We start from the raw sequence: 23,206 nt of genomic DNA, 5'->3' as shown, positions 1-23,206 counted from the left end.
TAGCCTGGGCGCGATCTTATATCAGATGCTCACCGGTCGGCCGCCGCTGCAAGGAGCGTCGGCGATGGAGACCGTGCTCATGGTGCTCGAGCAAGAGCCCCTTCCGCCCCGGCTCTTGAACCCGCGGGCCGACGCGGCGCTGGAAATGATCACGCTCCGCTGCCTGCAAAAGCCCCCCGACTTGCGCTACCCGAGCGCGAAGGCCTTGGCCGACGATCTGCGCGCGTTCCTCCACGACGAGCCGATCACGGCCCGCTCCGGCCGGTTCGGGCACGTCGTCGCACGCTGGCTTTCGGAAACACATCATGCCGTGGTGTTGGAGAATTGGGGATTGTTGTGGATGTGGCATAGCGCCGTGCTGCTGCTCATTTGCGCCGTGACCGACACGATGCAATGGCGTGAGATTACGTCGCCGTGGCCGTATGTCGTGTTGTGGGTCGCGGCGATGGGAACTTGGGCCCTGATCTTTTGGACGCTTCGTCGGCGCTCGGGGCCCGTCACGTTCATCGAACGGCAGATCGCGCACATCTGGGCGGGGAGCATCATCAGCATCGCGCTGCTGTTCCCCGTCGAGCTCTTGCTCGGGCTCCCGACGTTGCGGCTGTCGCCGATGCTCGGCCTCGTGAGCGGTTGCGTGTTCCTCGTGAAAGCCGGAATGCTCAGCGGACGCTTCTACGTGCAGTCGGCTGCGCTCTTCGCGACGGCCCTCGTCATGGCGCTGCTTCAGCACTATGACCTTCCGTTCGGTATCTCCCTGTTCGGTGTCATCTCAGCCGCTTCGTTTTTCTTTCCCGGGCTGAAGTATTATCGGCAGGCCCGACGCTTGCGCTCATGAAGGGGTGGTCGCGACGATCGAGATGCTTTCCACTGCCGTGGCGATCTGCGCGACGAGCTCTTCGGCGCGCGAAGCCGGCGCGCCGGTGAACTTCGCGAGATGGATCATCGAGACGAGCTCGCGAATCCAAGCGAACGTGTCGAGCATCTCGGAGCGCGTGCGCCGGCGAATCTCGGCCAAGCGGTGCATGTTTTCCTGACGCGCTTGCCGACTCTTGCGACGACGCTCGTCGGCCGCTTCCGGTTCGGCGTCGACCGTGACGACTTCGGCCACGGCCGCACGATCTTCGGCCAGTAAGGCGTCCATCTCCCGAATTCGCTCGGCCTGCGCGACCAACGCCGCACGCAGCTCGCCGAGCCTGCCTGAGTTTCGATTCATCGCTTGCTCGGCCCAACCGTCGAGCCCGGCGAGCGCGGCCTCGAGTTCCCGTTCGATTTGCTCGATCGCATGCGAGAATTCGTCGCGCGGGATCACGGTCGGGCTCGGCGCGGCGGCGTCCTTGTTCGAGGCCGACAAGATCAGCGGCAGGTAGATCGGCCAGAACAGCACCGCACCGATCAGCGCGGCGATCGTCGCCGGGCGGAACGTGCGGCGCTCGGCAAGCCCGAACGCCACGGCCACGGCGACCCCGATCACGAAGTAGAACAGCAGCGACTCTTGAAAGTTCATAGCGCACCCGACTTTCTACCTTGTCTTATGCGGATCGACGGCATTCGACCTACGAGAGATGTTGCCAGAGGCTATAGATCACGAGCGGCGTGACGAACGTGTAGCAGCCCGACCACGCTAGGATCAGACGTCGCAGCAGACAGGTGCGGCTCCGACGAAACTCCGGCGGAATCGTATCGGCGAGGCCGACGAAGCCTCGGTAGAGAGACAAAGCACCCCACAAGCCGGCGATAAACGGCAACAGCAAGCCGAGCGCAACCAACGTGCTGAGCCACGTGTAGCTCTCGGAATAGATGAGCGCGTTGAGCGTGGCGGCGACGTAGATCGGCAAGATGCCGACCAGCGCGACCGCGCCGGCAGCCATGCCCTTGAGAGCATGAGCCGTGACGCCGAGCATCGAAATGCGGATGCCCGAGAGGAGCCCGTAGAAGTAGAAGCTCGGCAGGCAGATGCCGTTGGCCGCGATCATGCCGATGCAATACGACAGCGTGAGGTTGCCGATCGTGGCGTCGGTCCACTCGGCGGCGGGCAGGCCTGCGAGCCAGAAGTGGTGAGACGTGTGCGCGAGGTTGAGCATGAAGGTCGCGACGACGCCGTAGAGCGCGAAGCCGCAGAGAGCAATTCCGAGCAGCTGCGGAATTAAGCGGCGTTGTCCGGCGTCGGTGCGTAAATGTGCGTCGAGCTGGCGATGGTCTTTCAACAGCAGATCGACGACTTCGGCGAGCGAGCCGGCGGCGAGAATCGGCGCTTCCACCTCGCCGGCCGGCTCCGCGGGTTCGCGAGAGACGTCGGGTGAATAAGAGCCGTCTCCGGACGGCTTCAAGATGCAATCGATCGTAGCGTAAGGGTTCATAGGTTTGATCCTTGAGATGGAGATCGCGCTGAGATGCGGAAACGATTTTCGAGCCGAGTTACAACCATTCGGGAAGGCGAAACAGCTCGAAGAAGTAGAAGAGTTGCGCTCCGATAAGGCCGACGAGCACGAGGTACCAAATCGGTTCGGCTTCGCGGCGCGGTTCCAAACGCTGCATGACGCGGCCGAAGACGTCGATCATCGCCACACCGACGCCGGTGAACACCAAGAGATTGACCCCGACGATGAGATAGCGCACGAAGTGCGGCTGCTGCGCAAGAAACGGCAGGTCGGGAATCGCGACGCTGAAAAACCAGTTGATCGGCACCGACGCCAACATCGCGAGCCCACCCCAACTGGTCGTGACGAGGGCCGCGAGCAAGGTCGTGCTCGGCTTGAGTCGCGATCCGCCGAGGCTATTGAGGATGTACAGCGCAGGAAGCGGAACGGCCCACGCGAGCCCCGCCGAGAGCGTCAGTAAGATCGACTTCGTGCATACGGCTCGGAGCCCTTCGCCGATGCCCATCGTCAGGCCGTAGACGGTCGTACCGAGGATCGCGGTGGCGATCAGCGCGAGCCATACGGTCGATTCATACTCGACCTCGCCTCGATGCCGCCGGGCAGCGAACTCCTCGGGATCGCGCAGCGCCAGACCGACATGAGCGACCGAACGCCGCAGCGCCGCGCCGCTCGGAAAGGCTTGAAACAGCAAGCGCCGGGCCTGAGCGAAGCCGGGCCTAGGTGTAGGAAGATCCATCGTGTTGTCTCCCGAAATGGGGTGCCGCAGTGGTTGACTAAACCACCAACCGCACGACGCGCCGGAGATTAACGAAGAATTTTCAAATGCCGATGCCGCGCCGAATTGCTACGCTGTCGAGCAGCATCATCGGCGAATGGGTTTCAAGAGGATCGTAGACATGCGCGTCGGCATTATTTCCATTCAGCATGAGTCGAACACGTTCGCTGCCGGAACGACAACGCTGGAAAACTTTCAGGTCGATACGCTGCTGCGCGGCGCGGCGATTACGCCGGTCTACGGCAACTCGTTTCACGAAGTCGGCGGATTCTATGCAGGCCTCGCGGAAGCCAGGCTGACGCCGGTGCCGATCCTGATGGCGCTCGCCATTCCCGGCGGCATCGTCAGCGGGGCGACCTTGGATACGATCCTGGCGATGCTCGACGAAGAGCTTGCGAAGGCCGGCCCGCTCGATGCGTTGCTGGTTGCGCCGCACGGGGCGGGAGTCTGCGAATCGCAACGAGACATGGACGGCTATTGGGTCGGCCGGCTGCGCGCACGCTTCGGGCCGGAGTTTCCGATCGTCGTCACGCTCGATCCGCACGGCAACGTCTCGCAACGCCTCTTCGACGCCTGCACCGCGACGATCTCGTACCGTACGAATCCGCATCTCGACCAATATGCGACGGGGCTGAAGGCCGCGAGGCTGCTGGCGCGCCTACTGCGCGGCGAAGTTCGACCGACGCAAGCGTTGGGAATTCCGCGAGTGCAGATCAGCATCGATCGACAACTGACCGACGCCGAGCCGTGCCTCTCGCTATACGCGTTGGCTACGGAAATCATGACGCGGCCCGGCGTGCTGTCGGCGAGCATCGCGCTCGGCTTTCCTTATTCCGACGTACCGCAATTGGGCTCGACGGTGTGGGTCGTGACGGACGGCGATCCGCAGGCGGCGCGGCGTTATGCCGAGGAATTGAGCGCGTACCTCGTTGCACACCGGCGCGAGTTCAAGCATGGTCTCGTCGAGCCGGCCGAAGCGGTCGCCGAGATCGCCGCGACGAGCGAACGGGTTTGCCTGCTCGATGTGGGAGACAACGTGGGGGGCGGAAGTCCGGCCGATGGAACGCTCTTGGCCCGACTGCTGCATGAGCACCACATCGCCGCTTCGCTCGTGCTGCTCTACGATCCCGCGGCGCAAGCGGAAGCGCGGCGCGCAGGGATCGGCGCCCAGCTCACGCTCGCGATGGGAGGCCGTTCGTTTCCGGAGATGGGGGCGCCGCTCGTCGCCGACGTGACGGTGGAAAGCCTGAACGACGGCAAGTTCCACGATCCCATCCCGTCGCACGGCGGACGAACCGACTACGACATGGGCCCGACCGCGATCGTGCGCACCGAGCGCGGGATGACCGTGATGCTCTTCTCGCTCCGCATTCCGCCGTTCAGCTTGCAGCAAGTTCTCTCTTGCGGGCTCGATCCGCGAACGTACCGCGTGATCGTCGCGAAGGGAGTCAATGCGCCGCTCGGAGCGTATCGGCCGGTCGTCGCGCGCTTCATCCGTTGCAACACGCCGGGCCCGACCTGCGCCGACATGACGCAACTGACGTTTCACCATCGCTCGCAGCCGCTCTATCCGTTCGAGGAATAACGAGCGAGCGGAGCCGAACCTACTGCGCTCCGCTCGGCCGACCGCGGGCCGGGTCGATCGGCATCGACCAGTTCCAATCGGATTGATAGCGAATGTCGAGATGCGGGGTCTCGCGCCGCTTGCCGCCTGCCGCGAGCGATTGCAACGTCTCGTCGACGAGGCCGCTTGTGAGGAGCGTTCGCTCGACGGGCCAGGTCGGTCGGCCGCTGTGGATCATCTGCTCGATGCCGTTGTTCAAGACCGCGAAGTGCGAGTACGGTCGCACTTCCTGGAGCACCCAGCGGAGGCTCGTCACTTGGTCTTTATCGTCCTTCCAGGCGCTCGTCCATTCTTGCACGGCGCCGTCGAGCGAGAACAGGCAAGCGCGCAAGCCGTCGCGATAGTCGACGATCGCGAGGGTCGGTTTCTTCGCGAGATCTTCGACGCGCTTGCCGGCCGGAAGCGGGTGCGTCGATAGCGCGGCGAGCGCGGCATCGAGCAGCTTCCGATCGTACAAGCCGCGCTCGGCGGCCTTCCAGACTTCGTCTCCCGACAGCGTTTGCACGGCGGCAACCCCCGTCTCGCCCCCGGCGCGGCGCTCGACGAGCGCTTGCATAGCGTCGAAGGCATGGAAGCCGTAGATGTCGATCTTATGGTACGAGATCGTATGGATTTCCTTCACGCGAGCGCCGCGCGGCATGTCGATCGGCGGGCTGCGCCACGCGACCGACATCGAAGAGCCGGCCATCAGCGGCATGTCGCGCTTCTTGGCTTCGTCGTAGATCCATTTGGCGTCCGTCCACGTATCGGCCAAGTGCTTATCGCAGAAGACGGGCAACCCGCGGCGACCATACTTGTCGACCGTGGCGAAGATCTGCTCGAAGAACTTCCGCTTCGGATACATTTGCGCGCCGGTCGGCGAAAGAGGGTACTCCCCATGTTCGGCGACGACGAGCACCCCTTCGACCGCGATCTTGTCTTGCCCGAGCGTGAGGGCGTCGGGCACGGCTTTTGCGTCGAAGATGCCGAGATCGGCGACGAGGGCGGCGCTGCGATCTTCTTTCGGTTTCTGATCCACGTAGATCGACGCGAGGCGCAAGCTCGATTCGCGTCCTCGGCCGTCGAGCGATTCCGTTTGCGCAAGCCGACCGAGAATGTGTTCGCCGTGCGTGTTGTAGCGATAGAGGGTCGTGATGCCGGCGACCGGCTTGCGGGCCGGCGCTTCGACCCCGGCTTTCACCGGCTGCGAGCGGACATGCGTTTCCAACAACGTCAGCGGTGAGAGGGCCAACACATACTGCGCATCGCGCGTGGCGCAGACGCCGAGCAGCACGGCCGTCGGAATCAGGTTGCCGTCGCCGAAACGGCGGAAGCCGTTGTGCCACGGATAGAGTTCCCCTTTACGATCGGCGAAGGTCGTGAAGTCGGTATTATCGACGGCTAGCGGACCTTGATCGATGGGCGCGGCATCGCCGGGCTTGTAGCTGATGAGATGGGCGAAGCTCCGTTGCTTGTCGAACGTCGCCGTGATCGCGGCCCAAACGACGCCGTTCGGTGCAATGCAAAGCGCGCGGCAATCGGTGCTCGCGGCCGAGGGGGAAAGCTTGCCTAGGCTCTTGCCGGCGAGCAGCGTGTCTTTGCCCGAAAGATCATACGTGTACAGTTGGTTGCCGCTCATCGCGACGGCGTACATCGTCTTCCGGTCGGCCGTGACTTCCCACATGATCGGATGACTCTGCTCGTCGGCCAAGTGCGAATCGGCCGCGACCGGCCGGCCATCGATCGTTTGTTTCAGCCGCTCGACTTTGTCGGTCTTGGGATCGTAGCGCAGGATGTCGCCGCCGCGCAGGGGATGGTACGCACGGCCTAGCGCGTCGACGACGATGAAGGCATACACATGATTCGTCTCGCCGAGATCTCGGTACTTGCCGGTCTCGAGATCGAGCTTCAGAAAGTGCGAGCTCTCGATCGGTCGCTCGTCGGAACAGGTGGAGATATACGCCACGCCGCGCGCCTCGTCGGGCGTTACGCTGATGATCCCTTGATGAGGAATCGGAATCGGGTAGACGCGCGTCGTGCGGGTCGCGGGATCGTAGACCATCGGGTAGCCGCCCGGATAGTCGGTGAGCTTCTCCCCTTTCTTCTCTTCGGGATACCCTTGCTTGGTGCCGAAGTAGATCTTGCCGCTCGCGCCGACGTTGTTGCGCGTGTGGATCTTCGACTGCGCGGCGAAGCCGGTCGCCTTGCTGCCGATTTCGCGCATGCAATCGACGACCGTGACCATCTGGCCCGAGGCGGGATCGAACTCGACGAGATAGGCGTTCTCGCCGTACTTCGCGGTGCCGATGTAGAGCAACCCGTTCTTCCCTTCGACGAGTGCGAAATAGCCGCTCCCTTGGTTCGTAAGAACGCGCGGCACCGCATGCGCCTTGGCATAGAGCCACGGTTGCGAGGGAGACTGTGCGACGAGCGAAGTTGCGAAACCGACGAGACCGAGCATTGCGAGGAGCGACGTCAGGCAGAGGCGTGCGAGCATCGGGCGGAGACTCCGATCTTCGGGGGAGGGAGGCGGGGCGAGCCGAGGCGATCGATCGGCGTCGCTTAACTTAGGCGTGCCCGAGCCGAAAGTAAACCAAAAGCAGCCACGGTGAATCAGCCGCCGGCAAAGGCGATCGCCGGGCTCGGAGGCGCATCGACGTTTCGCCAGCGGATCCCGGATGTTCGCGGCCGATGCGGATTCGCATGCGATTTACGCGCATTCTCCCGAAGAAAAACTTCGCTCCGCACCGTAGGCTTTGTTGGCTTTCCGCGGCCGTGCCGATTAGGTTAGAGCTGTCGTTGACACATCGGTCGTACCTCGTTCGCATTCACTCATGGCCGCCCAGTTCGCTCATTGCGATCTTCGTTTTCTTCCGTTGCTGGCCGAATTCGATAGCGACGTATTGGAACGGAGTCGCGACACGATTTACGGCGTATGGCCGGACCTGACGCTGGCATATCTGAATCCGGCGTGGTACGTCTTCGCGTTCGAGAATTGCAGCGAGCCCGATATCGCTCGCGACTGGATCTTGGGCCGGTCGATTCTCGATTCGCTTCCCGCTCCGATTCATGGCTTCTTCCAAAAGAACTATCGACGCTGCTTAGTCGAAGGCCGGCCTTGGCACCATGTCTACGAATGCTCGTCCGACGAGGTCTTCCGAAAGTTTCATCTCACGGTCTTGCCGCTCGGCAAGAGCGAGGGCTTGCTGCTGATCAACTCGTTGGTCGTCGAGTCGCCGTTGGCGCGCGTGTCGTTGGTGTTGGACGAAGAGCGTTATCGTCATCCGACGGGCGTCGTCGTGCAATGTTGCCACTGTCGCAAGTTCCGCCGCGCGGACGATTCGCGCACGTGGGATTGGGTTCCTCCGTGGATCAAACGGACGCCCAAGAACTTGAGCCACGCGATCTGCGAAATATGCGTCGCGTTTTATTATCCCGACTCGAAATCCGGCGAGCCCCTTCCCACCAGCTTCACGAATCCCGAAGACGGAATCGAATAAGGCCGGCGACCTCGACGGCGCCGGCAGCCGCCGGCGAAACGGTTGACAAACCATGTCGTTTCGGGCTCAACTTCGGAAATTCATGTTCGGAGATTCGTGTTCTTTGCCTGGAAGCGAGGTTGCGCCGTGCCGTGCGTCTGCTCGAAGTCTTTAGCCGGTTTAGAGGGAAGCTTTCCTCCGGCAATCCCTCCGATTCCGAACTTGAACGCCGCAGTCAACGCCCTCGCTTCCGCTTCGGCAGCTCTGAGCGCGTCGGCCTCGGCCGGCGCTTCGGCAGCGGCAAGTGCGGCGGCATCCGCGGCGTTGTCTGCTTCGGCCTCGGCCAAGCTCTCGCTCATGGCGTCGCTCTCGGCGAGCTTAAAAGCGATGGGGATGGCGTCGTTTAACGCGAACGCCGCCGCCTCGCTCGGAGCGACGATCAACTCGCTCAATGCCAATTTGCCGAGCCTTCCCGGCGGCGTCCCTCCACTTATGCCTTCTCTTAACGGCGTGGGAAGCTTGGCGGGGATCGTGCAGCAGATGAAACAGCAGTTCGGGATCGATCTCATGCAGCCCGGCGGGGTCGCGGCGTTGCAGGCGAAGCTCGACGCCGCGGCCAACGCGTCGGCTGCGGCTAACGCGAATGCTTCGGCCTCGGCCTCCGGGTCGGCTTCCGCCTCCGCAGCGGTAACGGGTTCCGCCTCAGGCAGCGCCTCGGCGAACGCTTCGGCCGCAGCTTCGGCGAGCGCTCAGATGAGCGCGTTGGCAAAAGCCTCGGCAGCGTTGGGATTGCCGCTCGCGATGCCCGACCCGTTGGGGCAATTGCAGGGGGTGGTGCAGAGCTTCACGGCGATGCAGCTGCCGGCGGTTACGGTGCCGCAGGCGGGTCTCTCGAACGTGCTGGCCTCGTTCGCCGCGATGGCGAACATCAAATCCGGTTTTGGGGTCAACCTGCTCGCATCGGGATCGGCCTCGGCTCTGGCAGCGGCGACCGCCAAGCTCGATCTGAACGGGGCCGCGGCAATCAATCTGGCCGCCACGGCGAACGCAAGCGCTTCGGCGACCGCCTCGGCATCCGGTTCCGCGGCGGCGAGCGCTTCCGGCTCGGCAGCGGCAGATGCCTCAGCCGCGATGGCGGCCGACGTCGATGCCGTGCTCGGGCCGTTGAACGCCGGTTCGCTGAATGCGCTCTCGAATATCCTTTCGCTCGCGTCCTGCATGAAGACGCTCGGCATGCCGCTCGCGACGAGCCCCTGCGCGGTCTGCACGTTTCTCAAATAAAGCGTTCGCGGGCCGTGCGATCTCGCACTACCGGGCTTGTTCGTCGGCCTTCGACTCCAGGCGATTGAGGCGCAGGAGCTCCGCGGTCACGGCGTCGGCCGCGGCTTTCAGCGCCACGGTCAGCGGGCCCCCTTCGAGCCAGGCGCGGAACTCGGCGCGGCGGCCGACTTCGTGGAAGGCCGCTTCTTGGGCGTTCTTCCAGTAGGCCAGCGCCTTTTGAATTCCCTCATGGCCCACCGCCTCGGCGGCATCGCCGATGAGCTCGGACGCCTTGGCCCAAGCCTCTTTCCGGTCCATCTTGACCTTCGTTTGGGCCTTCATCGCTTTCATCGCCAAGATGTATTTCTTCAGCGCCTCTTGCGCGATCTTTTGTGCAGCGACCGCGTCGGGCAGCTTCTTCTTCGGATCGACGGCCGACACGACCCATTCCGGCTTCAGCGCAAAGTTCTTCACCGCGACGTTGGTCGGAAACACGCTCTCCGCCACGCCGTCGACGAACTCGTCGGGAACGATATCGCCGAACTTCTCGGGCATATCGTGCGTTTCTTCTCGCTTCGCCTTCGAGAAGTCGAGGCGGATTTTTTCCAATGCCGCTTCGAGCCGGGTGAGCTCCGACTTATAGCGATCCGTCGCACCATCTTCTTCGGCCGCTTCGCGGATGATGTCGAGATAGTCTTCCGCGGCTTTGTTGAACTTCTTCTCGGCCTTCAGAATGCGATCGGCCGAAGGTTGTGCGATCGCCTTCTCCAGATCTTTGCAAGCGTCTTCGACACCGCTGGAGAGGCGGAACTTTCCGAGAAACTTCTTGCTCGGCTTTTTCTTGCCGGTCGCGGTTTCGAACAAGGTCTTCGCCATCATCCAATCGGAAGCAAAGTCGTACGGCATGGTGTGCTCCTTGGGAATGCGTAGCCGTGGAGGTCGTGGTCGGTCGCTCTCGACGAGCGGAAACGACGAGCAGTATAACGTGACCGCAGCGATGGATGTCAACCGAGCGGGACACGTTCGGCAGACCGATCGGCTTCGTTCGGAAAATTACTTGCCGGCCTTCGGCAGCGGCGTGAGGCGCGGGTCGATCCACACCGCGTTCGCGAGGTTGGTCGGGCCCGAGCAGACGACCTCGAGCCGAAGCTGCTCGACGCCGCGGATCTCGATGTTGCAATCGAACCCAAGGTCCCCCTCGGTGAGAGGCGGGGATTGCCAAAGGATTTTGCCGTCGCCATGCACGCGAAACACCAGCGCCGTGGCGGGCTTCGTCGTCATGCCGACGGTCGCTAAGAACTTGTCGTAGCGGCGGCTATCGAGACGATAGATCACTTCCGCTCGCAGCTGGCTGAGATCCGGATACGTGAGCAACGAATGGGCCGGCTTGCTACCGTGCCATTTAAGAGCGCCGCCGCTGTTGCCCAGCCCATGCTTTCCTAAGTCCCGATCCCCTTTCCACGATTGCTCGGTGAGGTCGTCGAGATAGACGGCGCCGACCGTTGGCGTGGGAAGCGGAGGGAGTTGCCCACTCGACAATCCCGTTCCGCTGACGGCCAACTCCGACTTCTTCACCCGGCGGCTCATCCACAGATCGTAGTCGCCGAAGCCTCCGCTGCGCCGCGATTGGAAGTACATGCGTCTGCCGTCGGGCGAGAGCCACACCTCGCGAATGCCGGAGGGAAAATCGTGCAAGCTCAAGGCCGAGGGAATTCCCGTTCCCGATATAAACGAGATGTGATGCCTGCCGCTACGATTGAACAAAAACGTTTTACCATCGACGAGCAAGTACGGCTCGAATTCGTCGGCCGAAGTATTGATACCTCGCGGCGCGGCTTCCGGCAGACCGAACGGTTCGCCGCGCGAAGCCCGGCGCGTGAGCCAAAGATCGCGCGCGCCCAAGCCATCTTTTCGATCGGATTGATACAGCAACGTCAGTCCGTTAGGAGAGATCCAAGGCTGACGTTCGTCGAACGAAGTATTGATGCGCGGATCGAGGGTTTCGGGCTGGGCCCAAGGAGCATCGCGAGTCAGGCGCGTACGCATTCTTAAATCGGTTCTTCTGTCGCCCGACGGCGTGGCATAGACCAACGTGAGACCATCGGCGGATAGAAACGGATCTTCGATGCCGCCCGAGTTCGGAAGTCGAACCGCTGGGCCGAACGGTTCCGTGATCGACGAACGCCGGCATTCTAAGAATGCATTCGGACCGCCGGGCCCGAGCAAGCGATAGGCCAAGCAAAGTTCATCGGCGCTGAGCGACGGAAATTCTTCCGATCTTGAGGTGTTGACGTTCGGGCCGAGGTTCTCCGGCTCCGTCCAAGCGTAGTCGAGCGATTCCAAGAGCTTCGCCTGAGTCGGTTCGCCCGACGGCGGAACGTCGACCGGATCCGCCACGGCAACCGGCTGCACGCTGCTCGGCCTGACGACAGGCGGCACGAATGCGACGGCGGTTCCAATCGCCTCTGCGGAATTCGCGGCGGTGTTTGCGGCACTGTCGCTCGGCTCCCCGCGCATCATCAAGAAGATGCCGGCCAGCAACACAACCAAGCCGACGATTCCTCCGGCAATCAACTTCATCGGCGGGCCGGACGCCGGTTTTTTCACAGCCGCGACGCTTGACGGCTGGCGCGACTCGATCTTGCTCGAAGAACCGGTCTTGCGCACCTGCGCGGCGATCCCTCGCGGCAGCGCCGCTCGTTCGGCGTCGGTCTCCGCTTCCGGAGCGGCGAATTGAGAAGTCGCGTCGATGTGCGAGCCCGAGGGGGGCCGGGCAGGCAGGCCCGGTGCGGTGGAGATGCCGATGCCGCTTTCCATGGCGTGCATGAACGACGCCAGTTCGGCGCTGCGCCCGACGCTTGAGCCTCCGATGCCGCTGCCGCTGCCGTGATGCGACAAGACCGATTCCGAATCGTCGGTGAAGGGCATCAACGCCGCGAGGACTTCGTCCATCGACTGGTAACGGTCTTGCGGCCGCTTCGCGACCATCTTGTGAAAGGCCTGCTCCAGCGGCCACGGCACGTCGTCGCGCTCTTTAACCAGCGACGGCGGGGGCGCATCGCGATGCTTCATCAAGCGACCGATCATCGTGTCGCAATCGAAGACCTTCTTCCCGGTGAGCAAATACCAAAGCGTGCAACCGAGCGCGTAGATATCGGCGCGAGCATCGACGTTCTTCGTATCCGAGGCTTGCTCGGGACTCATGTAGTCGACCGTACCCATCACTTGCTCGGTGCCGGTCAGATCACCGCCGCCGTCTTCCATGCGGGCCAAGCCCATGTCGAGAACCTTGACGTTCCCGTCTTTGTTCAACAACAGATTGGCCGGTTTAATGTCGCGATGGATCACACCCCGCGAGTGGGCATAGGCCAAGCCGCGCGCGGTTTGCGACACATACTCGACCGCCTTCTCGACCGAGAGCGGCCCCTTCGTTTTCACGAGGTCCGATAGATCGCCGCCGTCGACGAACTGCATGACGAGATACTTCACGTCTCCGGCATCGCCCGAGTCGTACGCCGTGACGATGTTCGGGTGTTCGAGCCTGGCGGCGGCTTCAACTTCGCGCTGGAAGCGGCGCACGGCGGCTTCGTCTTTCATCGCCGCGTTCGACATCACCTTGAGCGCCACGATCCGTTTCATACGGCGGTGCTGGGCCTTATAGACTTTGCCCATGCCGCCCGCGCCGATCTCGCTGAGGATGGTGTAGTCCCCCAGCATGAGCTTCGATCCGCGGCCGGCGATGATCTCGCGCGCCTGCAGCGCGGTGAGCTTGCCGCGCGTGATGAGCAACTTGGCGAAGCTCTCCCCGTCTTTGGGGCGCTCTTCGGACGCGATGCCCGACCAAATAGATTTGACCTCGTCGGTCGTAAGAAGACCGGAGGCGATGATTGCTTTGCCGAACTGGTCGACGGTCATAGCCATTTTGAGGCACCCCCTCCAAACGAAGTAGATCAATAATACCGCATGGATTGGGGTACGGGAATCCACATAAAACCGGGGAATCTTGATTACCCGACACCAGCGTTTCCACGGCCATTTCGACAAAATCGGCCGTAATAACCTGTTCACGGTTCGCCGACCGCGGCGTCTCGGCGGCCGGTTTCGACGTAGGGTTGAGGTGGATTCAGCGCCCCGAACGCGTTCCGACCCACGACCCATGATCGACTACCGACTCGAACCCGATCTGACCGCCGAGGCGTTTATCGGGCTCCTCGTTCGTTCGACGTTGGCCGAGCGGCGCCCGGTCGACGACCGCGCGACGATCGAGATGATGCTCGCGAAAGCCGACCTTCTCGTTACCGCGCGCTGCGAAGGAGAGCTCGTCGGCATCTCGCGCGCGCTCACCGATTTCTCTTTCTGCACGTACCTCTCCGACCTCGCAGTCGACGAGCGGTTTCAACGGCGCGGCATCGGGCGTGAGTTGATCGCGCGCACCCATCGAGAAGCCGGCCTCGGCACGACTCTCATCTTGCTCTCGGCTCCGAAAGCCGAGACCTACTATCCGCACATCGGCATGACGAAACATGAATCGTGTTGGACCGTCGCACGTCGTCAACCGTACGTTCGCTAAACGAAACGGCAACGCGAGGCCGCATGATCGTTACGACCCGACCTCGGGCGACTTTCCTTACCGTTTAGTAAGTCATTCTCTCGCCGACTCGCGCGATGTTTCTGAACTAGGCTTGACCACATCACGAAGCGGTCGGGCAGCGGCTCGTTCCCGAGAGTCGAATCTCGCCGGAGCCTCTGCGCGTCGCGCTTCGCCACACCGCTATTTATCTCGAGAGGAGTCCGTAATATGGCCCATGCCTCTACAGCGATCGAAATCGACGCGATCAAGGAAATCGTCTCCGAACATCTCGGCGCTACCGCCGACGTTCGCAACTTCGAGCCGGAACGGGATCTGTACGCCGCCGGTCTCACGTCGCTCGCCACGGTCGGCTTGATGCTCGCCCTCGAAGAGCGCTTCGACATCGAATTCTCCGAAGCGATGCTCAGCCGCGGCACGTTCCGCAGCATCGCCTCGATCGCGGAAGCCGTCTCGAAGCTGGCCCGCTAACTCCGCCTTCTTACTAAGAGCAAGCCATGATCACGACGGTAATCCCCGCGGCCGATATCGCGTTCGCCACCGTAGCGCCCCCGTCCCAGAATGCCGATTTGCTGGCGCAAGTCCATCGCCTCGGCAAGGAAGTCTTGGCTCCGCACGCCGCGGCGGTCGATCGCGATGCCCGCTTCCCGAAGGAAGCGTTCGACGCGCTGCGCGAAGCCAAGCTGCTCAGCGCCTACGTCCCGGTCGAATACGGCGGCCTCGGGCTCGACATCGTGCAGACGGCGAAAGTGTGCGAGGCATTAGGCCATTATTGCGGCTCGTCCGCAATGATCTACGCGATGCACTGCATTCAGGTCGCCTGCGTCGTGCATCACGCTCAACAGTCCGAATACTTCCGCAACTACCTGCGGCAGCTCGTCGAAGAACAACGCCTGATGGCTTCGGCCACGACCGAGATCGGCACCGGCGGCGACTTGCTCTCGAGCATTTGCGCCGTCACGGTCGAGGGAGATACCTTCACGCTGACGAAGAAGGCCCCGGTCATCAGCTACGGCGAATATGCCGACGACATCCTCGTCACGGCTCGCCGCTCGCCCGAATCGCCGGCCACGGATCAGGTTCACGTCATGGTTCGTCGCGGCGAGTACACGGCCGAGCCCCTCTCGACCTGGGACACGATGGGCTTCCGCGGCACTTGCAGCTCCGGCTTCACGCTCACGGCGCGCGGCTCCGTCGATCAGATCTTGCCGACGAACTTCAGCGAGATCCTCGGGCAGACGATGCATCCCTACTCGCACATCGTGTGGGGCGCTCTGTGGTCGGGCATCGCCGCCGATGCCGTAAATCGGGCCCGCGCCTTCGTGCGGGTCGAAGCTCGCAAGACCCCCGGCGAAACCCCGCTGGCTGCCGTTCGCCTGGCCGAGACGGATCAAGTGCTGCAAGTCATGCGGCACAACGTCGAGGTCTCGGCTCGCGACTATCTCGAACGCTTGCAATCGAATTGTCCGTCGGCCTTCAACGGCTTCGGCTTCGCCATTCGCACGAACAACCTGAAGCTCTCCTGCTCGCAACAGATCGTCGACATCGTCGGCCGATCGCTCCTCATCTGCGGTATCTCGGGCTATCGCAACGACTCGAAATTCACCTTAGCTCGCCACCTGCGCGACTCCTACGGAGCCGCTCTGATGGTGAACAACGATCGCATTACGAAACTCAACGCCACGATGTTGCTGGCTCATAAGGAAGGATATTAATTCATGTCTTGCATCGCTCAAGAAAGCTTGACCGAAACCTATCGCAACTGTCGCGACCGACTCGTCGAAGCCGGCCTTCTGATCTCGATGAACGTCGACGGCCTCTACGGTTTCAGCGGCGTTTTCGAAGGGGTGATCGAAAACTTCGAGCGCCTCGTCACCGAACGGGGTCGCCATTTGCAGGCCGAAGTGATGCGCTTCCCGGCGCTGATCAGTCGCGAAAACTACTTGAAGATGACGCACATCGAAAACTTTCCGGATCTCCTCGGGTCGGTCCATAGTTTCACCGGCAACGAGCGCGACCACCAACGGATGCTCGGCAAGAAACGTGCCGGCGAAGAATGGACGACGGAACTGACGCCGACCAAGATCATGCTCGTTCCGGCCGCCTGCTACCCGCTCTACCCGACCGCTAAGGGGACCACGCTCCCGTCGCAAGGCCGCACGGTCGATCTTCGTTCGTTCGTGTTCCGCCACGAGCCGTCGCTCGATCCGGCCCGGATGCAGATCTTCCGTCAACGTGAGTTCGTCCGTCTCGGCACCGCCGAGCAAGCGCTCGAGCATCGCGAATATTGGTTCGCGCTCGGTCGCGAGATCTTGGCCGAAGTCGGTCTCGAAGTCGAAGCGGTCGTGGCGAACGATCCGTTCTTCGGTCGCGGCGGCAAGGTCATGGCGAATGCTCAACTCGAGCAAGACTTGAAGTTCGAACTCCTGCACGAAGTCGCTACGGCCGAAAAGCCGACCGCGATCACGTCGTGCAACTACCACCAAAACCACTTCGGTCATACGTTCGACATCCGGACGCAAGACGGCGAAGAGTGCCACACCTCGTGCATCGGCTTCGGGCTGGAACGGATCGCCTTGGCCCTCTTCATGAAGCACGGCTTCGAACCCGCCCACTGGCCTTACGACGTCAAGAATATCCTCGGGCTGTAAGCACTAAGACCATGAGCCTTGCATTGCAGACGCTAAACCCCGTCGACTATCGTCGCCATCGGCTCCACACCCAAGCGCGGAGTTGGGCCGAGACGAACTGCTACGTCGACGTGCTGATCGAACTCCTCCACGCCTCGGGCTTCGAGCCGATCGCCGCGCTCCCTTTCCCCGCGGCGATCGACTTCGAAGGAGACCAGTGGACGTTCTTCAAGTTCCCGCACGCCGACTTGTTCGACTTGTTCGGACTCGACGTGCAGGAGCTGGCTCTGTGGCGTCCGATCGAGCAGCACCTCGACGAACAGATCCGGCTCGGCCGGCCGGTGCTCGTCGAGCTCGATTCGTACTACCTGCCCGACACGGCAGGGACGACGTATCACGTCGGGCATCAGAAGTCGACGATCGCGGCGATGCAAATCGACGTCGCGCAGAAGCGGCTCGGCTATTTCCACGGCCAGGGCTACTACGAGCTGCGCGACGACGATTTCGTCGACATTTTCCACATCAACGGTCTCGCGTCGCCGGCGATCTTGCCGCCGTATGCCGAGTTTGTGAAGCGCCGCGTCGTCGAAGTGCCGCGCGGCGCGTGGCTCGTCGACGCTTCGCTGCGGTTGCTGAAGCGCTACCTCACGCGGCTACCGGAGGCGAATCCGTTAGAGAAGTTCAAACCCCGCTTCGCCGCCGATCTCGAGTGGCTCGCCGGGGCTTCGCTCGAAACGTTTCATCAATACTCGTTCGCAACGCTTCGCCAATTCGGCGCCGCCTACGAATGCACGGCGACCTATTTGAAATGGCTCGCCGAGCACGACGTCGTCGGCCTCGAAGAACCGATCGAAGCGTTCACCGCCTTGTCGACCGGCGCGAAGACGCTGCAGTTTCAATTGGCCCGCGCGATGGCGCGGAAGAAAACTCTCGATCTCGCCCCGCTCGACGATCTGGCCGGAACCTGGCGCACGGCCGTCGAGAGCTTGTCCGGACGTCTGCTGTAAATCGGCGAAAGGAAACCGGCCGATCATGAACGTGCTCGCTTGCGAAGTCGCCGACGGAACACATGCCGCCGGCATGACGAACGGACTGCGACTCGGCACGACGTTCGCCGCCTGGACTTGCACGCCGCGCGCCGCCGGCAGCATCGCACATCCCGACCAACTCGATGATGCGAGCGATGATCGGCTTCCCTCGACGGTCCCCGGCACGGTCGCTTCGGCCTTGGCCGCGGCAGGCGATTGGGATTTCGCCCACCCCACCGATCTCGACGCACAAGACTGGTGGTTCCGCACGACGTTCGCTTCTGCCGACGTCGACCTGGAACACCCCTGCCGTCTCTGCTTCGATGGCCTCGCGGGCCTCGCCCAGGTGTGGCTCAACGGCAAGTCGATCCTGACGTCCGACAATATGTTTCGCGCATATCGGGTCGATGTAACGGGCGATCTGCAACCCGAAAACGAACTCGTCGTCGTCTTTCGCTCGCTTACCGAAGAGCTGAAACGCAAGCGACCTCGCCCGCGCTGGAAAACGAACCTCGTCCGCAATCAACAGCTTCGTTGGCAGCGCACTTCGCTCGTCGGCCGGATCCCCGGTTGGGCTCCTTGCGCCCCGACGATCGGACCGTGGCGCGCCGTCCGACTGGAATCGTCGGCCGTGTTGCTTGAGAGATCGCACATCACTTCCACACTCGAAGGCTCGACCGGCGTCGTCACGGTGCGAGCGCACCTCGCCGCCTCGAGCGCACCACAGCGGGCGACCATTCGTGTCGGCGATGTCGAAGCGCCGCTCGAACTACAACCGTCGGGCGAGGGCTGGTCGTGCGTCGGCGAACTTCGCATCCCCAGCGTTCCGCGCTGGTGGCCTCATACGCACGGCACGCCGACGTTGCTCGACTGCGAGCTCATCGTCGCCGATCACGACGCCGTACATCATTTTCCTTCGACGCCGATCGGCTTTCGCACGCTCGAAGTCGGCACCGATCCCGGCTTCGCGCTTCGCATCAACGGCGCGTCGATCTACTGCCGCGGCGGTTGCTGGACCGTGAGCGATCTCCTTTCGCCCGACGGGAACGAAGCCGCGCTGCGACACGATCTCGAACTCGCTCAAGCGGCCGGGGCGAACATGCTGCGCATCGGCGGCACGATGAACTACGAGAGTGAAACGTTCTATCGCCTCTGCGACGAACTCGGTTTGCTGGTGTGGCAAGATTTCATGTTCGCCAACATGGACTACCCGGTCGAAGATCCGGCGTTCCGCGCCAACATCACGGCCGAAGCGACCGAACAGCTCACGCGGCTCGCGCGGCATCCTTCGGTCGTGGTCTATTGCGGCAATAGCGAGATCGAACAACAAGCGGCCATGCTCGGCCTGCCGCGCGAGCTTTGGAGCAACGATTGGTTCGGTCGGCACCTGCCCGAGCTTTGCGCCGCACATCATCCCGGCACGACCTACGTTCCCTCGACTCCGACCGGCGGCATCTTGCCGTTCCACACGCATACCGGCATCACGCACTACTACGGTGTCGGCGCGTATTTGCGTCCGGCCGGCGATGTTCGTTCGTCCGACGTGAAGTTCACCTCCGAATGTCTCGGCTTCGCCAACATGCCCGAGCCGGCGACGATCTTCGCCGTGACCGGCGGCAACCATCCCGTGATGCACGACCCGACCTGGAAGCAACGAGTTCCCCGCGACGGCGGAGCCGGTTGGGACTTCGAGGACGTGCGCGACCATTACTTGCGCGAGCTTTATCAGGTCGATCCGGCGCAACTCCGCTCGTTCGACATGCCGCGCTATCTCGAGCTCAGCCGCGCCGTGAGCGGCGAGCTGATGGCCCGCGCGTTCGCGGAATGGCGGAGCACCCGCTCGCACAACGCCGGCGGACTCATTTGGTTTTATAAAGACCTCTGGCCGGGCGCGGGCTGGGGCTTCGTCGACGCGACCGGCTTGCCGAAAGCCGCTTACTATTATCTCCGGCGAAGTTGGCAAACCCGCCAACTCACGCTCACCGACGAAGGCCTCAACGGGCTCGAACTCCATCTGACGAACGAAACCGGCGAAGCCTGCGAAGCGACCGTCGAACTGACGTTGCTCAAAGAGCCGAACGTCGTCGTCGCGCGACACGCAGTTGCCGTCGCCTTGGAACCGCGCTCGCAACGATGTTTGAGCAGCGACGAGATGCTCGGCCGGTTCCGCGACCTGAACTATGCCTATCGCTTCGGCCCGCCGCAACACGACATCGTCGTCGCGACATGGTTCGACCGGGAGCGAAACGTCGTGAGCGAGGCGCAGCATTTCGTGCGTCGCCTGACTGCGAACCGCGCGGCGACGCACGGTGTCGTCGCTACGGCCGCGCGCCTCGACGACGACACGTATCAAGTGTCGCTCTCGGCCGATCGCTATCTGCACACGGTTCGCTTGAGCGCCGACGGTTACTTGCCCGACGACAACTACTTTTACCTGATGCCCGAGCGAACGAAGCTCGTGACGTTTCGCGCGTTCGGCACGCAGCGCGCGGCGTTTCGTCCGACGCTCGAAGCCTTGAACCTCGAAACGGACTTGGCGATTTCCTTGAACGCCGCGAATTCTTAGAAAGTCTTGCGCATGTCGACGCTCCTGCTCGATCAAACGGGACAACTCGCCGCCGATTCCGGCACGCGCAACGCGACGACCGTCCGCACCGCGTTCTATCTCACCAGCCGCAACGAGCCGCTGTGCGCGTGGCTGCACACGGCCCGCGATCGTGCGCACGTCGACCATGGGGTGGTCATCTGCGCGCCGCTCGGCTTCGAGCAGTTGCATGCGAATCGAAGTCTGCGGCACCTTGCCGACGCCATCGCCGGGCAAGGCATTCCGACGCTCCGCTTCGATTGGCACGGCACCGGCGACTCGGCCGGAAGCGATGCCGATGCTTCGCGACGTCCGACGTGGCACGCGAACGTTCGCGATGCCGTCGCCTGGATGCGCACCACGCTCGGCTGCCGGCGCGTCAGCATCGTCGGTCTTCGCATGGGTGCGATGCTCGCGGTCGAGGCCCTCGGTCACGACGAGTGCGACAACCTCGTCCTCTGGGCTCCGGCGACTTGCGGCAAGTCGTATATGCGACAGATGCAAACGATCGAGCAACTGGCCGAGTCGCGTCCTCGTCCGGACGACGCTCCGGCCGGCGACGTCGAAGCCGCGGGCTTTCTCATCAGCGAAGAAACCGCCGGGCAGTTCGTGAAATGCAATCTGTTGCAAAAGGAACTGAGCTGCCTTCACGCGCTCTTAGTCGGGCCGTTCGATAAACGGTTGGTCGAGCGTTTCGCGCAGTTCGAGATTCCGGTCGAGCAGATCTCGCTCCCCGGGTTTGCCGAAATGATGGCCGAGCCGCATTACAGCCAAGTGCCGCAACAGACCGTCGCCGAAATCGCGCGGTGGCTCGGCACGCGCATCCGTGCCGAAAGCCCGGCCGAGCTGGCGCTCGAGGCCGTGTTGAACGGCGCGGGCCTCGGCCCGCAACAGACGATCATCGCGCAGCAAACGACCGGCACCGGCGAAACTCCGACCTGGGGCAACGTGCGCGAGCGCTTGCTGCGCTTCGGCGGCGACGTCGATTTGTTCGGCGTGGTCTGCGAGCCGACGGAAACCGCCGGACCGACGAACGCCTTGCCGACGATCGTGCTGTTGAACTCCGGCGCCGCGAACCACGTCGGACCCGGCCGGCTGTACGTGCAGATGGCCCGTGCCTTCGCGGCGCAGGGCTTCCGCTCGATTCGCATCGATGCGCTAGGGCTCGGAGATAGCGTTTCCAAGAACTTTGGCGACGAGAACAACCCCTACCCGGCGACCGTGTTTCGCGACGTCGAACTAACGCTTGCGGAACTTCGTGCCCGTTTCGGCGCCGAGCGCTTCGTGTTGATGGGCCTTTGCTCGGGAGCATACGCGGCGTTCCAATCGGCCGTGCAACTGCGCGATCCGCAACTTCTCGAGAGCGTGCTCATCAACCCGCTCACCTTCTATTGGCAAGACGGGATGCCGTTCGATGCGTCGGCGGCGGAGAAGGCGATGGACGAACATCGCCGGATGGCCGGCGCAACGAATCCGAAAAAGCTCTGGAAGTTTCTCCTCGGCAAGACCGAGATCGGCTATCTCGAAGCGGTCCGACTGCTCGGACGCCGAATCGCGCATCGCTTTCGGAAGCCTGAGCGCGGCACCGCGCGGAGCGCCGCCTGCGCTCCTGGCATTCCGCTTGCGCATCCGACGAAGAACGATTTGCCGGCCGATCTCGCGCGCGTCGCCGAAAACGGCCGTAAGCTCGCGCTGTTTCTCGCCGAGAACGATCCCGGCTATGCGGTAATGGCGTACCAGGCGCCGCGTGAAACCAAGCAGTGGCTTAAGACCGGCGACCTTCGCTTGACGACGATCGACGGCGGCGACCACACGTTTTCCCGTCGCGTGCCGCGCGAGAAGCTCATTCGCGCCGTCACGGCTTACCTGCAAAAACAGTATCCGAAACAAGACTGAATTCCCGTTCGCATCCCCTACCGCCGCTCGGAGAGATTCGCGTGAAGGTTCTCGTCGTCGTCGTCAACTACCGGACTCCCGCCCTCACGATCGATTGCCTCGCATCGCTCGCCGGGGTCGATGGCTTGCCGGCCGATTCGCGCGTCGTCGTCACCGACAACGCTTCGGGCGACGACTCGACGACGCGCATACAAGCCGCGATCGACGAGCATGGCTGGAGCAAGTGGGCCGCGCTCAAGCCTCTGCCCCGCAACGGCGGCTTCGCTTACGGCAACAACGAAGCGATTCGGCCGGCGCTGCTCGCCCGTGATCGACCCGAGTTCGTGTTGTTGCTCAACTCCGACACGCGCGTCCACGCCGGCGCGATCCGGTCGCTCGTCGAGTTTTTGGAGAATCATCCTGCGGCGGCGATGGTCGGCAGCCGGTTGGAAGACCCCGACGGCACCGCGCAGTTTTCGACGTTCCGCTTCCCATCGCTCTGGAGCGAGCTGGATGAATCGCTGCGGATCGGTCCCGTGCATCGGCTGTTGCAACGCTTCGTCACGCTGGTGCCGACGCCCGAGAAAGCGGCGCGCGTCGATTGGGTCGCCGGGGCAAGCTTGCTCATTCGCCGCGAGGTGTTCGACACGATCGGCCTGCTCGACGACGGCTACTTTCTCTACTACGAAGAAACCGATTTCTGTCTTCGCGCCGCGCGCGCCGGCTTCTCTTGCTGGTACGAACCGAAGAGCCGCGTGATGCACCTCATCGGGCAATCGACGGGGGTCACGGTACGGGGGCAGGCGCTGCCGCGTCGACCGCGCTACTGGTTCGATTCGCGGCGCCGGTATTTCCTGCGCAACCACGGAGCGCCGTTCACGGCGCTGCTCGACGCCGTCTGGGCGCTGACGTATCCCTTCGGCCGATTGCAACTCAGCCTGCGCCGCAAAAAGGTTTTCGATCCTCGCCGCTTGTGGCTCGACTACGTGGCGAACAGCGTGTTTAT

General features: G+C 63.0%; 19 protein-coding genes. 12 read left to right on the top strand and 7 right to left on the bottom strand.

The genetic code is table 11. The annotated features are described in order from the left end of the window. Nucleotides 1-835, top strand: an 835-nt coding sequence (locus K8U03_20495; GenBank protein ID MCE9607272.1) for a serine/threonine protein kinase, incomplete at its 5' end; no start/stop codon positions are given. On the opposite strand, the gene K8U03_20490 is transcribed toward K8U03_20495, so the two are convergent. The 3 genes from K8U03_20490 to K8U03_20480 are packed head-to-tail and all read right to left on the bottom strand — an operon-like array spanning nucleotide 830 to nucleotide 3,114. Beyond that, nucleotides 830-1,504, bottom strand: a complete 675-nt coding sequence (locus K8U03_20490) for a hypothetical protein (protein ID MCE9607271.1) — start codon at nucleotides 1,502-1,504, stop codon at nucleotides 830-832. The genes K8U03_20495 and K8U03_20490 overlap by 6 nt on opposite strands. Nucleotides 1,505-1,553: 49 nt before the next feature. After that, complete coding sequence (locus K8U03_20485) at nucleotides 1,554-2,357, bottom strand: hypothetical protein (protein MCE9607270.1); 804 nt, start codon at nucleotides 2,355-2,357, stop codon at nucleotides 1,554-1,556. A gap of 58 nt (nucleotides 2,358-2,415) precedes the next feature. Further along, nucleotides 2,416-3,114 (bottom strand): hypothetical protein, encoded by a 699-nt coding sequence (locus K8U03_20480; protein ID MCE9607269.1) that lies wholly within the window; start codon nucleotides 3,112-3,114, stop codon nucleotides 2,416-2,418. A gap of 160 nt (nucleotides 3,115-3,274) precedes the next feature. Between K8U03_20480 and K8U03_20475 the strand changes: the two genes are divergently transcribed. After that, nucleotides 3,275-4,738: a M81 family metallopeptidase gene (locus tag K8U03_20475; GenBank protein ID MCE9607268.1), complete on the top strand. Its 1,464-nt coding sequence runs from the start codon at nucleotides 3,275-3,277 to the stop codon at nucleotides 4,736-4,738. A 19-nt stretch (nucleotides 4,739-4,757) separates the two neighbouring features. On the opposite strand, the gene K8U03_20470 is transcribed toward K8U03_20475, so the two are convergent. Continuing rightward, the gene (locus tag K8U03_20470; protein ID MCE9607267.1) at nucleotides 4,758-7,253 is read right to left on the bottom strand and encodes an SMP-30/gluconolactonase/LRE family protein; all 2,496 of its coding nucleotides are present in this window, start codon (nucleotides 7,251-7,253) and stop codon (nucleotides 4,758-4,760) included. A 337-nt stretch (nucleotides 7,254-7,590) separates the two neighbouring features. Here K8U03_20470 and K8U03_20465 point away from each other — a divergent pair, with 337 nt between their 5' ends. Then, a complete protein-coding gene (locus K8U03_20465; GenBank protein MCE9607266.1) occupies nucleotides 7,591-8,256 on the top strand; it encodes a hypothetical protein in 666 nt (221 codons plus the stop codon). Between the two features lie 80 nt (nucleotides 8,257-8,336). Here the strand turns inward: K8U03_20465 and K8U03_20460 are convergent, their stop codons facing one another. Beyond that, nucleotides 8,337-8,594, bottom strand: coding sequence for a hypothetical protein (locus K8U03_20460; GenBank protein MCE9607265.1), 258 nt, complete (start codon nucleotides 8,592-8,594; stop codon nucleotides 8,337-8,339). Between K8U03_20460 and K8U03_20455 the strand changes: the two genes are divergently transcribed. Beyond that, nucleotides 8,593-9,516 carry a hypothetical protein gene (locus tag K8U03_20455; GenBank protein ID MCE9607264.1) on the top strand — a complete coding sequence of 308 codons (924 nt, stop codon included), beginning with the start codon at nucleotides 8,593-8,595 and terminating at the stop codon, nucleotides 9,514-9,516. The genes K8U03_20460 and K8U03_20455 overlap by 2 nt on opposite strands. A 27-nt stretch (nucleotides 9,517-9,543) precedes the next feature. Here the strand turns inward: K8U03_20455 and K8U03_20450 are convergent, their stop codons facing one another. Together K8U03_20450 and K8U03_20445 are read right to left on the bottom strand one after the other, a co-directional pair. Further along, nucleotides 9,544-10,401: a hypothetical protein gene (locus K8U03_20450; protein ID MCE9607263.1), complete on the bottom strand. Its 858-nt coding sequence runs from the start codon at nucleotides 10,399-10,401 to the stop codon at nucleotides 9,544-9,546. 147 nt (nucleotides 10,402-10,548) lie between these two features. After that, nucleotides 10,549-13,416, bottom strand: a complete 2,868-nt coding sequence (locus K8U03_20445; protein ID MCE9607262.1) for a protein kinase — start codon at nucleotides 13,414-13,416, stop codon at nucleotides 10,549-10,551. A gap of 235 nt (nucleotides 13,417-13,651) precedes the next feature. Between K8U03_20445 and K8U03_20440 the strand changes: the two genes are divergently transcribed. The 8 genes from K8U03_20440 to K8U03_20405 form a co-directional block, all read left to right on the top strand. Then, nucleotides 13,652-14,065 (top strand): GNAT family N-acetyltransferase, encoded by a 414-nt coding sequence (locus K8U03_20440; protein MCE9607261.1) that lies wholly within the window; start codon nucleotides 13,652-13,654, stop codon nucleotides 14,063-14,065. Nucleotides 14,066-14,293: 228 nt separating this feature from the next. Further along, complete coding sequence (locus tag K8U03_20435; GenBank protein MCE9607260.1) at nucleotides 14,294-14,554, top strand: acyl carrier protein; 261 nt, start codon at nucleotides 14,294-14,296, stop codon at nucleotides 14,552-14,554. Nucleotides 14,555-14,580: 26 nt separating this feature from the next. Next, nucleotides 14,581-15,798 (top strand): acyl-CoA/acyl-ACP dehydrogenase, encoded by a 1,218-nt coding sequence (locus K8U03_20430; GenBank protein MCE9607259.1) that lies wholly within the window; start codon nucleotides 14,581-14,583, stop codon nucleotides 15,796-15,798. A 3-nt stretch (nucleotides 15,799-15,801) separates the two neighbouring features. Beyond that, nucleotides 15,802-16,734, top strand: a complete 933-nt coding sequence (locus K8U03_20425; protein MCE9607258.1) for an amino acid--[acyl-carrier-protein] ligase — start codon at nucleotides 15,802-15,804, stop codon at nucleotides 16,732-16,734. An 11-nt stretch (nucleotides 16,735-16,745) separates the two neighbouring features. Then, complete coding sequence (locus tag K8U03_20420) at nucleotides 16,746-17,720, top strand: DUF1839 family protein (protein MCE9607257.1); 975 nt, start codon at nucleotides 16,746-16,748, stop codon at nucleotides 17,718-17,720. 25 nt (nucleotides 17,721-17,745) lie between these two features. After that, a complete protein-coding gene (locus K8U03_20415; GenBank protein MCE9607256.1) occupies nucleotides 17,746-20,307 on the top strand; it encodes a glycoside hydrolase family 2 protein in 2,562 nt (853 codons plus the stop codon). Nucleotides 20,308-20,319: 12 nt separating this feature from the next. Beyond that, complete coding sequence (locus K8U03_20410) at nucleotides 20,320-22,221, top strand: alpha/beta fold hydrolase (GenBank protein ID MCE9607255.1); 1,902 nt, start codon at nucleotides 20,320-20,322, stop codon at nucleotides 22,219-22,221. 35 nt (nucleotides 22,222-22,256) lie between these two features. Next, nucleotides 22,257-23,206 (top strand): glycosyltransferase family 2 protein (locus K8U03_20405; GenBank protein ID MCE9607254.1); only part of this gene is annotated, 950 nt, incomplete at its 3' end.

Source organism: Planctomycetia bacterium, from assembly GCA_021413845.1.
Classification (GTDB): Bacteria; Planctomycetota; Planctomycetia; order Pirellulales; family PNKZ01; genus PNKZ01.
The sequence above is the reverse complement of the archived record's forward strand: the minus strand, read 5'-3'. Positions and strand labels throughout refer to the sequence as shown.

Coding starts and splice junctions, on each gene's coding strand:
- K8U03_20430 (MCE9607259.1), top strand. CDS start 14,581: ATGATCACGACGGTAATCCCCGCGGCCGATATCGCGTTCGCCACCGTA.
- K8U03_20420 (MCE9607257.1), top strand. CDS start 16,746: ATGAGCCTTGCATTGCAGACGCTAAACCCCGTCGACTATCGTCGCCAT.
- K8U03_20460 (MCE9607265.1), bottom strand. CDS start 8,594: ATGAGCGAGAGCTTGGCCGAGGCCGAAGCAGACAACGCCGCGGATGCC.
- K8U03_20410 (MCE9607255.1), top strand. CDS start 20,320: ATGTCGACGCTCCTGCTCGATCAAACGGGACAACTCGCCGCCGATTCC.
- K8U03_20490 (MCE9607271.1), bottom strand. CDS start 1,504: ATGAACTTTCAAGAGTCGCTGCTGTTCTACTTCGTGATCGGGGTCGCC.
- K8U03_20450 (MCE9607263.1), bottom strand. CDS start 10,401: ATGCCGTACGACTTTGCTTCCGATTGGATGATGGCGAAGACCTTGTTC.
- K8U03_20425 (MCE9607258.1), top strand. CDS start 15,802: ATGTCTTGCATCGCTCAAGAAAGCTTGACCGAAACCTATCGCAACTGT.
- K8U03_20440 (MCE9607261.1), top strand. CDS start 13,652: ATGATCGACTACCGACTCGAACCCGATCTGACCGCCGAGGCGTTTATC.
- K8U03_20435 (MCE9607260.1), top strand. CDS start 14,294: ATGGCCCATGCCTCTACAGCGATCGAAATCGACGCGATCAAGGAAATC.
- K8U03_20415 (MCE9607256.1), top strand. CDS start 17,746: ATGAACGTGCTCGCTTGCGAAGTCGCCGACGGAACACATGCCGCCGGC.
- K8U03_20445 (MCE9607262.1), bottom strand. CDS start 13,416: ATGGCTATGACCGTCGACCAGTTCGGCAAAGCAATCATCGCCTCCGGT.
- K8U03_20485 (MCE9607270.1), bottom strand. CDS start 2,357: ATGAACCCTTACGCTACGATCGATTGCATCTTGAAGCCGTCCGGAGAC.
- K8U03_20470 (MCE9607267.1), bottom strand. CDS start 7,253: ATGCTCGCACGCCTCTGCCTGACGTCGCTCCTCGCAATGCTCGGTCTC.
- K8U03_20465 (MCE9607266.1), top strand. CDS start 7,591: ATGGCCGCCCAGTTCGCTCATTGCGATCTTCGTTTTCTTCCGTTGCTG.
- K8U03_20480 (MCE9607269.1), bottom strand. CDS start 3,114: ATGGATCTTCCTACACCTAGGCCCGGCTTCGCTCAGGCCCGGCGCTTG.
- K8U03_20475 (MCE9607268.1), top strand. CDS start 3,275: ATGCGCGTCGGCATTATTTCCATTCAGCATGAGTCGAACACGTTCGCT.
- K8U03_20455 (MCE9607264.1), top strand. CDS start 8,593: ATGGCGTCGCTCTCGGCGAGCTTAAAAGCGATGGGGATGGCGTCGTTT.